The organism is Paenibacillus sinopodophylli (genome assembly GCF_005930355.1).
GTDB lineage: Bacteria > Bacillota > Bacilli > Paenibacillales > Paenibacillaceae > Pristimantibacillus > Pristimantibacillus sinopodophylli.
The window spans coordinates 131,023-143,758 of record NZ_VDBO01000004.1 but is presented as its reverse complement, the minus strand read 5'-3'; the positions used below and the strand labels follow the sequence as shown (position 1 = coordinate 143,758).

General features: G+C 43.8%; 10 protein-coding genes. 4 read left to right on the top strand and 6 right to left on the bottom strand.

Annotated features, from left to right (window positions below; all coding sequences use genetic code 11):
- Positions 1 to 215: 215 nt before the first annotated feature.
- Positions 216 to 659 carry an Lrp/AsnC family transcriptional regulator gene (locus FGT79_RS17830; RefSeq protein WP_138754422.1) on the bottom strand — a complete coding sequence of 148 codons (444 nt, stop codon included), beginning with the start codon at positions 657 to 659 and terminating at the stop codon, positions 216 to 218.
- 120 nt (positions 660 to 779) lie between these two features.
- Between FGT79_RS17830 and FGT79_RS17825 the strand changes: the two genes are divergently transcribed.
- Positions 780 to 1,325 (top strand): cysteine hydrolase family protein, encoded by a 546-nt coding sequence (locus FGT79_RS17825; protein ID WP_138754180.1) that lies wholly within the window; start codon positions 780 to 782, stop codon positions 1,323 to 1,325.
- Positions 1,326 to 1,495: 170 nt separating this feature from the next.
- Here FGT79_RS17825 and FGT79_RS17820 read toward each other — a convergent pair whose 3' ends face one another.
- Positions 1,496 to 1,837, bottom strand: a complete 342-nt coding sequence (locus FGT79_RS17820) for a winged helix-turn-helix transcriptional regulator (RefSeq protein ID WP_281285984.1) — start codon at positions 1,835 to 1,837, stop codon at positions 1,496 to 1,498.
- Between the two features lie 133 nt (positions 1,838 to 1,970).
- Between FGT79_RS17820 and FGT79_RS17815 the strand changes: the two genes are divergently transcribed.
- Together FGT79_RS17815 and FGT79_RS17810 are read left to right on the top strand one after the other, a co-directional pair.
- Complete coding sequence (locus tag FGT79_RS17815) at positions 1,971 to 2,879, top strand: SDR family oxidoreductase (RefSeq protein ID WP_138754178.1); 909 nt, start codon at positions 1,971 to 1,973, stop codon at positions 2,877 to 2,879.
- A 233-nt stretch (positions 2,880 to 3,112) separates the two neighbouring features.
- Entirely contained in the window at positions 3,113 to 4,273 is a 1,161-nt protein-coding gene (locus tag FGT79_RS17810) for a glycoside hydrolase family 27 protein (RefSeq protein ID WP_138754177.1), read from the top strand.
- Between the two features lie 251 nt (positions 4,274 to 4,524).
- Here the strand turns inward: FGT79_RS17810 and FGT79_RS17805 are convergent, their stop codons facing one another.
- The 4 genes from FGT79_RS17805 to FGT79_RS17790 form a co-directional block, all read right to left on the bottom strand.
- Entirely contained in the window at positions 4,525 to 5,328 is an 804-nt protein-coding gene (locus FGT79_RS17805; protein ID WP_138754176.1) for a helix-turn-helix domain-containing protein, read from the bottom strand.
- 246 nt (positions 5,329 to 5,574) lie between these two features.
- Positions 5,575 to 6,402 (bottom strand): carbohydrate ABC transporter permease, encoded by an 828-nt coding sequence (locus FGT79_RS17800; protein ID WP_342778502.1) that lies wholly within the window; start codon positions 6,400 to 6,402, stop codon positions 5,575 to 5,577.
- A complete protein-coding gene (locus tag FGT79_RS17795; protein WP_138754175.1) occupies positions 6,399 to 7,250 on the bottom strand; it encodes a carbohydrate ABC transporter permease in 852 nt (283 codons plus the stop codon). The genes FGT79_RS17800 and FGT79_RS17795 overlap by 4 nt, the downstream gene beginning before the upstream one ends.
- Before the next feature lie 203 nt (positions 7,251 to 7,453).
- On the bottom strand, positions 7,454 to 8,764 hold the full coding sequence (locus FGT79_RS17790) for an ABC transporter substrate-binding protein (protein WP_138754174.1): 1,311 nt from the start codon (positions 8,762 to 8,764) through the stop codon (positions 7,454 to 7,456).
- Between the two features lie 495 nt (positions 8,765 to 9,259).
- Here FGT79_RS17790 and FGT79_RS17785 point away from each other — a divergent pair, with 495 nt between their 5' ends.
- Entirely contained in the window at positions 9,260 to 12,685 is a 3,426-nt protein-coding gene (locus FGT79_RS17785; RefSeq protein WP_138754173.1) for an S-layer homology domain-containing protein, read from the top strand.
- Positions 12,686 to 12,736: the final 51 nt, after the last annotated feature.

Sequence of the window (12,736 nt, the reverse complement as noted above, 5' to 3'; positions counted from 1 at the left end):
AAACTTTATAAGTGTATGTTATATGCTAACATTTTTTTTGTCAATAGCTTCTTATTGCGCAAAGAAAATGAAAAATATAAGAAGTTCTAGCTTTGGTTATGCACCCAAAACGAAAGATAAAAGCCGAATGAATACCAATATTTGTACCCTAGATTTCGAATCGGAAATAGAAGTTCATTCTTATGAGGCCGACTATTATGCCGAGTCGTACTTCATTATATTGTGGCGATCAATGGATTACGTTGTTTAATTTCATTTATGGATAAGCTTACACTATAGTTCCCATACTCAAGAATTTCATTTAGAAAAAGATTCAATTTTTCTTGGGAATGAATTTTCACTTTTAAATGGTAACAGCCTTCTCCTGATATTCGGTGAGCTTCAACTACCTCATTTTGTTCATTGATAAATTGTATGAAGGAATTATGATTGGATGTTTTCATATAAATAAGGATAAATGCGGTATAAGAAAGTCCTACTTTCATTTCATCGACTATTAGCGAGTAGGCTTTAATTACGCCATTATCCTCAAGTTTTTTAATACGGTTCCCTACCGCCTGTCCCGTCATATGGATTTGTTCACCTAAGTCTTTCCACTGAATACGTGAATTCTCGGTTAATAACCACAGGATCTGAAAATCAATGTTATCAAGCTCCATCATAAACTCCTTTCAGCATGAAAGCATTTGGTAGTAAAGCATTTCATCAAGTTATTCATAGAAATCAACTTATGATTTATGATTTTAGTGTAACAAAATATGATAGTTGAGGTGGAGAGAATGAGCACAGCGTTAATTATTATCGATATTCAAAATGATTATTTCCCGAATGGAAACATGGAATTGGTCAATCCCGATAAAGCGGCTGCGAATGCTGCAAAAGTCCTTAAGTGGTTTAGACAGAACAACAAGGATAACATTTTTCATATTCAACATATCGCAGCTGATCCAGTAATTGGATTCTTCCTTCCAGACACAAAGGGTGCTGAAATACATGAAACTGTTCAGCCTTTGGAGAATGAAAGTATCATCATTAAACATTTTCCTAACAGCTTTTTAAAGACGGATTTGGAAAGGAAATTAAAGGAAAAGGGCGTTACCAAGGTCGTTGTTCTTGGTATGATGACACATATGTGTATTGATGCAACAGTAAGAGCAGCAGTGGAATTAGGTTTTGAAGCTACACTTATTGAAGATGCATGTGCGACACGTGACTTATCTTATGAGGGTAAGGGCGTTACTGCTGAACAAGTTCATTATGCGTTTGTCGGCGCACTTAACGGTATGTATGCCAATGTAATTTCTACCGAGCATTTTGTGAATTAAAAAGCTAGTTCAAGCTTACAAAACAAAGAAATCGCAATAATTATATGGTTCAAAACTTTAATAGTCTGTCCAGAAGTTTTATTTTCTGGACAGACTATATTCATTACAATTCCTTAGATTGTTCGTTATGAATCTGAGGCCGTACCTATCTTTTCTGAAAAGTGCGGTTATCAGGATTTTTTAGGATTATTTTCGATATGGTTCAAGCCCCACTTCTCCATATGATGAAGTATAGAATGAAGGCTCTTACCGGTCTCGGAGATAGAATACTCTACTTTGGGTGGAATTTCAGAATAGACTTTTCTGTTAACGAGGCCATCGCTTTCAAGCTCACGCAGTTGGCGAGTGAGTGTACGCTGCGTAATATTGGGAAATTCTTTTCTTAATTCATTAAACCGCCTTACTCCAAAAATCGAAAGCTTGTGTAAAATGAGCAATTTATACTTGCCTCCGACCATATTGACCGTATATTCAACCGGACATTGTGAGCAATTTGAGTCTTGTTTGTCCAATATATTTCCTCCTTTAGGATCCTTAGGGATACTATATATCATTGATGTGCGTACTTACATAATTGCATTTAAGTCTGTAATCTATAACTATAATCACAAAATAACTTTTAGTAAATGAAAGGATGACGATGAGATGGAAACAAAGGATAGCATATTAGTTTATGGAGCAGGTGGCGTGCAAGGAGGGGCAGTCGCCAGCAAGCTTGTGGAGGAGGGTCACACTGTTCATACGATAGTAAGAAGCTCGGACAAGGCTGCCCAGCTTCAAGAGCAAGGCATTACCGCCTTTGTTGGGGATCTATCCGATGCAGCAAGCCTCATTCCAGCTCATCAAGGCGTTAACAAGGTGTTTCTGGTGATGCCGGTTGATTACGATTTGGAGCGTAATCAACAATTTATTCGTAATACCGTAGATGCTGCCAAAGAGGCGAATGTTAAGCTTCTCGTTTTTAATACCAGCGGTTTCTTTACAGATGAAGTTACAGGTGTTGCTGCTTATGATATTAAAAAGGAGGCGATTGCTTATTTGAAGCAAAGTGGCGTTCCGTTTATCATCCTTCAACCTACATTTTATATGGAAAACTTCCTTATCCCCGGAGTTGTGGACAATCAAACACTGGCATATCCTGTACCAGCCGATTCTCCAATCGCATGGATCAGTATGGAAGATGCGGCTACTTACAGTGTACATGCACTTAAACACCCAGAACTGGCAGGGCAAGCATTGCCTATCGTAGGACCTGAGGCGCTGAGCGGGAATCAACTGGCTGAACGGTTTAGCGTCGTATTGAATAGAAAGATACAATTTTACTCTCTTCCTGTGGAAGTATTCAATGAAGCATTATCTCCGATGCTGGGCAAAGAAACAGCAGAAGGTCTGGCCGACTCATACAAATGGCTTGGATTAAGTAATCATTTTCTTTTATTACCTAAACCAGAGCAAGTCAGCGATGAGCTGCGTTCTGCCGCTCCTGGCACTCCGCTCACAGAGTGGGTGAAACAAGCTGTGCAGAATGGATTTTTCGCACCCGTCTCTAACTAATACCTGAACGGTGACTACCCAAAAACTATACAAAGGGTTCTACATATTATGCATGATTAATATGTGGAGCCCTTTTTTTGTTTACCTTGCCCGTCAAAGACTTGACCGCTCGTGGCTAGATCATTCAAGGCAATAAATGTCCATATACAAGCATCAACCAGCTATAGGCATAGCTAGGTAGACATGATTAGAATAAGGTATATAATCATACACCAGAGAGGAATACAACCACTATGGAAAAGCTACTTGGCTTGACGCCTGCAATGGGATGGAATTCATGGAACACCTTCACTTGGGATATTAATGAACAGCTTATCTGCGATGTAGCGGATCAATTCGTGTCGGAAGGTTATAAAGAGGCGGGGTACAAATACATCGTAATAGATGATTGCTGGAGCCTGAAGGAAAGAGATGAGCAAGGGAGACTAGTGCCTGATCCCAACAAATTCCCGAGCGGTATGAAGGCTTTGGCTGACTACATCCACGACAGAGGTCTAAAGTTCGGCATGTACTCCTGTGCAGGAACCCATACCTGTGCTGGATTTCCTGGGAGCTTCGAGCATGAGTTCCAGGACGCAAAGACCTTCGCGGAATGGGGCGTAGATTTCCTGAAATACGATTATTGCTTCAAGCCACGGAATATATCCGGAGAAATACTGTATAAAAGAATGAGCTTGGCACTCAAAAACTGTGGGAGAGACATTCTATTCTCTGCATGCAATTGGGGAGAAGACAATGTATATCAATGGATTCGCGAATCTGGTGCTCACATGTACCGATCTACTCTTGATATTCAAGATAATTGGGAGTCCATCAAAAGCTTGGCGATTTCCCAGCTGGACAAGGTTTGTTACACGGGCTCTTTCTGCCATAACGATATGGACATGCTGGTAGTCGGGATGTACGGCGGCAGCAACGACGGATTTATAGGCAGCAAGATTGGCGGCTGTACAGACAATGAATACAAAACCCACTATTCTTTATGGAGCATGATGGGGTCTCCGCTGATGATTGGCAGTGACATACGAAGTGCAAGCCAGGCTACAAAGCAGATTCTACTCAACAAGGACATCATTGCAATAAATCAGGACCAAGAAGCCCGGGGAGCCTACCGTATTAAGCCTGAACCCAATTGGTTCCATACCTATGAAACGTTTATGCTGGTGAAGGCGTTAACAGACGGTGATGTAGCCGTAGGTTTTTTCAACCTGAGCGACAGCCAGAGGGAGCTGCCACTATTGTTCTGGGATATCGGTCTTCCGTATGCATCGGGTGTTTCGCTCTCCTTATACGATTGCTGGGAGCACAAAGAGCTTGGTGTATTCAAGGAAAGATACAGTGCCGTCGTGCCCGCACATGATTGTTTGGTCATCCGCGCGAAGCTGGTGAGATAAAGTGAGCTCTCGGCTGTGCAAAGAATGTGGTGTTCCATTGATGGCAGATGATATTGCCATCTATTCCAAACTGGTGACAAGGAACGCGAAGCAAGTACTCTGTATCGATTGCCTAGGCATACAGCTGAAATGTGGACGAGAGCCTATAGAGAAGCTGATCAAATATTTTCGGGAATCGGGGAATTGCGTACTGTTCCGCTGATGCCCCATTCAGAGATCGGGAAGCGTGCTGGTATGGATGATCATGCTTCCTATCTCTGGTCAGAGGCAACGGTATTCTTCTTCATATACTCGGAGGGGGTATACGAGGTCGCCTTCTTGAAAACCTTGGAGAAGTAGAGCTGATCTTGATATCCTACGGACCAAGCGATAACCTTGATGGACAGGTTCGACGAATGCAACAATGCACAGGCTCGCTTCATTCGAACGGTCTTTACATATTTGACAACGGACATACCGGTAGCTTCTTTAAACAATCGGAACAAGTAGCTTCGCTCAACACTAACGTATTCAACGATATCGGAAACCGTAAGCGCCGTCTTCCAATAGTTGTTCTCAATATATTCCTTAGTGGAAACGACATAATCATTCTTCCGTAGCAGCTTCTCCTGGGGAAAATGCTCTATATAATACGACAACAGCAGATGTAAGCGGGCATTGGACCGTTCTCTTTGATACGGCGCCATACCACCAGTCTCAATCTGGCGAAATAACATCTCCAAACGGACGGGACTTTCCGAGACGATCGGCGTGTGTTCGGCAAACTGTGTCATAGAGAGCAAGCGCAGTGCTTCGGCCCCTTTAAAGTCTACCCATACATATTCCCATGGATCGTCGGGATCGGGATAATAATAGACTTCCGTATTCGGGAAAATGATGAAGCTCTCACCCCGAGTCAATGTATAGATGTTTCGACCGACCTCATAATAACCTGCACCGCTGACCACGTAATGCAAGGCAAATATATTCCGAACTCCTCCCCAATGATGTAAGTCAGACGGTTTATATCCGCTGTCCGTACAGATTAGATCCTCAAGGAAAAAAGCCGAACTCATAAGAAATTGCCTCCGTTTCCTTATAGATGTCACTATCTTTCGCAAAACCGACGGTCAAGCTCCGAACCATGTACCGACTTTTGTAATCGTACCATATTATAGAACGATACTCCCTCTATGGAGAAATAATCAGGACAAGGTCACGCTCATAGGCGTTATGTTTATAAATGAGAGTAGTAATAAGTGAAACTGAAAAAAGCCTGATACGATCAACAACCATGATCGATCAGGCTTTCTTCGTGTTAGTTACCCTTTAACAGCCGAACCCAGCATACCAGAGATGAAATGACGCTGCAGCAGCAGGAAGAAAATAATAATCGGGCCTGTTGCAAGCGTAACCCCAGCCATGACCTGGCCATAATCGATGCGGGAGAGACCAAATAAGCTTGAGAGCGCAATAGGCAGTGTGTACATTTCCTTTGTCTGAACGGCAATTAAAGGCCAGAGGAAGCTGTTCCACTGGTACATAAATAGGAATATCGCGGTTGCGGCCAGCGCAGGCTTTACAGATGGCAGGATGATCCGCGTGAAAAGGCCCCATTCACTCACGCCGTCGATTCGTCCTGCCTCCATCATCGCATCAGGCACGGCAAGCATGTTCTGACGCATTAGGAAGATCGCGAACGGATAAGCAAGATTGGGTAGAATAAGCGCCAGATAGGTATCGAGCCAGCCCCAGGCCGCCATCATTTTGAACAATGGAATGACAAGCGCGTGATACGGTACCATCATCGACATGAGGAACATGCCGAACAGCAAGTCTCTTCCTTTGAATCTGAATTTGGCAAAAGCATATCCGGCCATGGTGCAAATAGCAAGGCTGAGCGTGGTATAGATGATGACGACAAACAGCGAGTTGAACATGACTCTTCCGATGCCGATTGCTTCATTTAAATTTGCAATATTATCAAACAGCTTGACTCCCGGCACAAGCACGGGTGGCTTCGCGAATACTTTGCCGCTCTCATTGGTTGCGGCAATGGCTGCCCAATAGAACGGGAACAACGAGATAACTGCACCGATAAGAAGTGTGAAATAGACGAAAAAGGAACGGATTTTGAACGTTTTCATCATTCATCATCCCCCGTTACTTTAAATTGAATGAATGACAGCACGCCGATAAGAATGACAATGACATATGCAAGCGTAGAGGCATAACCGAAATCAAAGTAGCGGAAGCCCGTTTGATATAAATACATTCCTATTGTCAGCGTCGCGTCGCTTGGGCCGCCTTTGGTGAGCGTGTAAGGCTCGTCGAACAGCTGCAACGTTCCGATTGTAGACAAAATAGCGGTAAACAAAATAACCGGTTTTAACTGAGGAATCGTAATGGTGAAAAATTGCTTGATGCGGGTTGCACCGTCAATGCTGGCTGCTTCGTACAGCGACTCTTGGATATTTTGCATAGCTGCTAAATAAATGACCATGTTATAACCAATCCAGCGCCATGTCATGGCTAGAATGAGTGCGGCCTTCGCCCACCAAGGATGGGAAAGCCAAGGAACAGCTTTTATGCCAAATATCGCGAGCACCTGATTGATAATACCGTCGCCCATCAGCATGATTGAGAAAATAATCGAGTACGCCACTAGCGATGTGACTGCGGGCATGAAGAATGACACGCGGAACACACCTTTAAATCGTTTGACCGCGTTCAAGCTTGAAGCCAGCACGATCGCAAAAAACAGCATGAGCGGAACTTGAACGACCATAATTAGAAAAGTATTTTTCAGCGCAGTGAAGAAGATTTCGTCCGTAAACAATCTTTGGTAGTTCGATAGGCCGGCCGGCACCATCTCTCCAGCTTCACTTGTCTGAAAGCTGAGCAGGAATGAATAAATAATCGGATAAGCCATGAATACTGCGAACAAGCCAAGCGCCGGTGTCAGAAATAGATAAGGGACGTAAGCCTTCGTCCTCATGTGCAAGCCCCTCCTTTAAGTATCATTGCTATTGGCAAGGTGAAACAGCTGTCGCCGTCCTTTGGCGGCGTAGCGCGTTTCAGTCCGAGAAATATAAGTGGAGTAAAAGGGTGAAACTTATCATTTCTTATATTTGAAAAAAACGAGGGGGAGCTTTAGGGTTTCGCCTAAAACTCCCTCCCGCCACTAGTAGATCAGGTGCATTATCCGTTATTTGCTTGACGCTTCGTGCGATCTGCAAGACGTTTCGCTGATTCTTTCAGTGCATCAGCTGGATTTTTTCCGTTAAACGTGTCTGCTTGTGCTTTCGTTGCTTCATCAAGCGCCAGAGCGTAATCCTTTGTATAGTAAGGAGTTGGAATATCTTTCATCTCTTCGCTGAACAGCTTCCAAATTTTTTGGCCGCCGAAGAAAGCAACATCGCCTTGGAATAGCTCGGAATCATATGTCGTTTGCAAAGATGGGAATAGACCGTGCTTATCCATTGCGATTTCCTGTACTTCATTCGTAGTTGCGAAATATTCAGCGAACGCGTATGCAGCGTCAGCATGTTTCGTAGCGGAAGGAATCATCCAGCTGCTGCCGCCAAGGTTGGCTGCGCGGTTGCCGCCTTTTTCGAAGGCTGGCAGCGGGAATACTCCCCATTTGCCGCTTGTATCCTTCGCTTGATCAATAATCGTGCCGTAGTACCAAGCACCGAACGGAACCGTAGCTACAGAACCATCAATCGTTGCAGAGACTGTCCCGTCCCAACCGTTAACGTCTTTCACCAAATCAGCATCGCCAAGTGCTTTGATCGTGTCCATTGCTTGAACTGCTTTTGGGTTATTGAAGTCGATGTTGCCATCTTTATCGAAGTAGTAAACGCCGAGCTGGTTCAGCATCATACGGAACAAGGCATCATCCTTGAACTTGTCGATCGGCACAGCCTGTGCTCCCGTTTTTTCTTTGATCGTTTTGCCAGCTGCGATGAAATCATCCCAAGTTTCGATCGTATCCACACTTACGCCAGCTTGCTCGAATATGTCGGTACGGTAGAACATTCCTGTTGGGCCTGCATCAAATGGGAAGGCAAAAAATTTGCCGTCCTTCGAAGCAAGCTCGTTCTTGAACGCTGGGAAGGAGTCAGCTTTGCTGTCAAAACCTTTCTCAGAGAGGTTGAGGAAGCCTTTTGGGAACGCTTCCAAATAACCTTGAATGCGGTCATCCTCCACCAATACGATGTCCGGAAGACCTGCTCCGCCAGCAGCTAAGCCTGTCGACAATTTGTCATATACATCCAAGCGGCCGATATCCTCGACTTTAAGCTCTACATTCGGGTGATCCTTCTTGTATAATTCCATCGCGCTGTTCAGCGCACCCACGTTTACGTTCCAAGCCCAAGCTGTTAATTGTACTTTCGCATCTGTGTTACCGCCTGAATTTGTGCCTTCATTCTCATTTTTGCCACCGCAAGCAGCGAGCACGACCGATGAAATGAGAAGCAGGCTAAGCATTTTGGATAATTTTAACATGAATACGTTCCCCCTTAATATTTATCGACTAAAGTCTATAGAATGAGATTGCTGCAAGTTTAGTAAAAATGAACCTGCTTGAAATCATTCCACATCTCCAGTCACCTTCTATATGTAAGCGATTTCACTTACAGATCAAATTGTATCTTATTTTTACTAAAAATCAAGTAAAATATTTTTTTATTTTAATTTGATTGATGAACAAGCTGCTGTTTGCTCGTATTCTGATTATTAAATAGATGATCTGCTTACCCGACTGGCCAAGTATGAGCAGCAGGAAGCTTGCTTTGGTGACTGCAACAGCTGCTACAAAATGGACCCGGCCAATTTACAAATCGATTAGAAATTTCCGGTTTCCATCTCGTTGGAAAAGCATGTGTCACAATTCGACAATAATCAAAAGAAATAGACGAATAGCATGTTATACTTATGTGTAGTAGAAGAGTGAGCTTTCTCAAGTCATTTTTATCACAACGCAGGAGGAGTGAATAGGAAATGCATTTATTTCGCAAAAGAGGTTTAAGGTTCTTTTCTAGCTTTGTGGCATTATCAATGATCATGTCCAGCTTTAGCGGAATGGTCTTTGCTATAAGTGCAGGTGGCGGCACTGCAGCAGAAGCAACAAGTAAAGCCATCTCAAATTTTGATTTTTCGGGGGGCAATTCCAAAACCATCACGATCAGTGATGGTTCAGTCGAGCCTGGACATACGGTAGACCTCACTCTTGCCCAGAATCTGGTTGATATGCAAGGTATCGTGAATCTACTAAATGATGCTTCTGCGCTGGCAACAACCGATATCGTTGCTCATGTAAATTCTCCGAATACGTTTAGACTTACCTCCAGCGTAATTGGAAAAACAAGCCGAATTTCCATTAGCGGTCCGAACGCTTCCGATTTTTTTGCCACATCGCAGTACTCAGGCTTGCCGACGGACGAGGAAAGCGTTGAAGAAACGAAGATAAGCTTGTCTCCATTTTACGAGTCTGATGAAGGCATGGGATATGTATTAAGCAATATGACATTGCCGGGTACCGATATTATAAACGGTACGGCTATCTCATGGTCCACCGACAATGCAGCCGTAATCACGGATTCTGGCATAGTCACAAGGGAAGCCTCTAACACGAACGTCACGCTTACAGCGACGATTACCAAGGGGGCGGTAATTGACACGCAGACGTTTGTTATTACGGTAATTGGAACCGAACCTGCCGTGGTGTTAACCGATGAGGAGAGCGTAGCGAATACGAAAGCAGGCTTAACGCCTTTTTATGATACAGATGAATCGGAAGGCTATGTCAAAGGCAATATGACATTACCTTTGACGGATGTTATTCATTTCACCTCTATCTCATGGTCTTCTAGCAATTCTGCTATCATTGATCATACAGGAGTTGTAAATAGGCCCTCTGTTACAACTATCGTTACTTTGACTGCTGCGATTACCAAAAATGCAGTTACGGATTGGGTATCGTTTAACGTTTCCGTAATAGGTATTGATTCGGAACTTGTTAACATCGCAAAAGGCGATCTCAATCCAATCTATGCCAGCGGCGATTCTGAAGCTTCGGTCACTCAAAATCTGCAGCTTCCTCTTGCCTCTAACAATGTAACCATAAGTTGGGACTCTTCTAATCCGATGCACCTTGCGAATAACGGTTTGGTGACACGCAAGGCTTTCGTTGATGGTTCAGTTAATGTCGTCTTGACAGCTACGCTTACGAAAGGCCAGGCTGTCGACACCAAAATATTTAATATGACCATTAGGCCATTGGACGAGACCGAATTTGAAGCTGTTGCTTTCGCTAAAAGCAACATCGCTCTGGGGTACGTATCCGGTGATTCAGCTAGTTACGTAACAGGAAATCTTTTGCTGGATACTGCTGGTGCTCACGGTACCGCAGTAACTTGGTCTTCTAGCAGCCCTACTATTATTTCAAATACAGGCATTGTAAATAGACCTGTAGGTGCAAGCAATGCGAACGTAACGCTTACTGCTACGATTACCAAAGGAGCAGCGTCAGATACGCAGACTTTCGATGTTACAGTGATGGGAACGGTAACGGATTTGGAAAGCGTAGCGAATACAAAAGCGGGCTTGATGCCTTTATATGATACGGATGAATCGGAAGGTTATGTTAAAGGTAATTTGTCATTGCCTCTGACGGATGACATTAATCTCACTTCTATATCATGGTCTTCTAATCAACCAGCTATTCTTTCTAATTCTGGTATTGTAAATAGACCTTCTGCTACAACTACAGTTATTTTGACAGCTACCATTACAAGAGGTTTAATTACCGATACAGCCGTATTTCATGTATCTGTTATAGGGGTCGACTCGGAACTTATTCAGATAGAAAAATCTATTCTCAATCCAACCTACGGTACTGGCGATACGGAAGCTTCGGTCACTCAAAACCTAGCGCTTCCGCTTGCTTCTAATGATGTAATGATAAGCTGGAGCTCATCTGATCTGAAGTATGTTGCGAATAACGGTGTGGTGACGCGTCCAGCTTTCGTAAATGGTCCAGCAAATGTCATGCTAACAGCCACACTTATGAAAGGTGAAGTCGTTGAAACCAAAATTTTCAATCTGACCATCAATCCATTGGCTGCTGAACCAGTCGTCATTCCGGTTACTACACTGCCGACTCCTGCTTTCGAAATGACAAGCGCAACAAAATCGTTGATTGAAGCGCTAGGTGCTGGCGTTGTAGTGGCTCCAGTAGAAATTTCTACAAGCAGCACAGGCTACAGCCTGACTAAAGTGAAACAAGCAGAGCTTCTTGTACGAATGAATGGTACGGATACTAAAGCGGTTATTGTGCCCGTAGCGAATACGAATGGTCGTGCCGTCGTATCGTTGACGCCAGGATTGCTTGCGATTATGAAACAAAAAGACGAACAATCAAAAGTCGTGTTCCAAAGCGGTGGCGTAACGTATGAAGTTCCTGCTGCTTTTGCCGACACAGCTGCGGTAGCCAAGGCTCTAGGGCTTTCCGATTCGGTTGTTAAGGATGCTGAGCTTCGAATTACCATAGAAACAATCCCTACTGACACTGTAATTGGACAGATTACGAATGCGGGAGGCAAGCTAGTTGCTTCCTTAGTAAGCTTTTCCATTGAAGTGGTTACGCCAGATAAGACCTACGATTTCAATGATTTCAGAGGTACGTTTATCAAACGTTCGTTTGATTTGAATACATCTGTGGATTCAACTCGTACGGTTGGTATTCTAATCAATCAGAATGGCACCATAACACCAGTACCAACCGTTTTCACTAAGGTGGACGGTAAACCGGTAGCAATTATTAAAGTAGATCATAATTCTACGTATACGATTATTGAGCACGCGAGCATGCTCTCGGATATTGGAAGCTCGTGGGCCAAAGACAAAATTGAAACGCTAGCCAACAAGAAAATTATTAATGGATATGAAGATGGCACCTTTAAGCCGAATGGTCATGTCACTCGCGCAGAATTTGCTTCAATGATTGCGAAGGGCCTCGGCTTGAATGAGGATTCCAGCGCAATAACGTTTTCAGACGTAAGCAAGGAGTCATGGTACGCAGGAGCTGTAGGCGCCATGTCTTCTCGTGGATTTATTAGCGGATATAGTGACGGAAGCTTTAAAGCTGACCAAAAGATTACCCGTGAAGAAGAAGCCGTAATTCTTGCCCGCGTGCTTGCTTATCTTAAGCAAGATGTGAATTCGAGCAGCTCAACTCTAGATCAATTTGGCGATCATGCTTCAATTTCCGAATATGCGCGTGTCTCTGTAGGGGCACTCGTTGAATTGAAAATGATGAACGGGGATACGCAAGGAAACGTGAATCCGCAAGGCTATGCTACGCGTGCGGAAACCGCAACGTTGGTTTACAATCTGTTAAGCCTGGTGGAGTTTCTGAATGAATAGCTAGACGAGGCCAACCGTTGGGAACTAGCGGAATAGAACTGCATTTCTAAG

What these genes read in the sequence shown, in the direction of transcription:
- FGT79_RS17815 (WP_138754178.1), top strand. Translation starts at nt 1,971, where the DNA reads ATGGAAACAAAGGATAGCATATTAGTTTATGGAGCAGGTGGCGTGCAA.
- FGT79_RS17805 (WP_138754176.1), bottom strand. Translation starts at nt 5,328, where the DNA reads ATGAGTTCGGCTTTTTTCCTTGAGGATCTAATCTGTACGGACAGCGGA.
- FGT79_RS17810 (WP_138754177.1), top strand. Translation starts at nt 3,113, where the DNA reads ATGGAAAAGCTACTTGGCTTGACGCCTGCAATGGGATGGAATTCATGG.
- FGT79_RS17800 (WP_342778502.1), bottom strand. Translation starts at nt 6,402, where the DNA reads ATGATGAAAACGTTCAAAATCCGTTCCTTTTTCGTCTATTTCACACTT.
- FGT79_RS17785 (WP_138754173.1), top strand. Translation starts at nt 9,260, where the DNA reads ATGCATTTATTTCGCAAAAGAGGTTTAAGGTTCTTTTCTAGCTTTGTG.
- FGT79_RS17830 (WP_138754422.1), bottom strand. Translation starts at nt 659, where the DNA reads ATGGAGCTTGATAACATTGATTTTCAGATCCTGTGGTTATTAACCGAG.
- FGT79_RS17795 (WP_138754175.1), bottom strand. Translation starts at nt 7,250, where the DNA reads ATGAGGACGAAGGCTTACGTCCCTTATCTATTTCTGACACCGGCGCTT.
- FGT79_RS17825 (WP_138754180.1), top strand. Translation starts at nt 780, where the DNA reads ATGAGCACAGCGTTAATTATTATCGATATTCAAAATGATTATTTCCCG.
- FGT79_RS17790 (WP_138754174.1), bottom strand. Translation starts at nt 8,764, where the DNA reads ATGTTAAAATTATCCAAAATGCTTAGCCTGCTTCTCATTTCATCGGTC.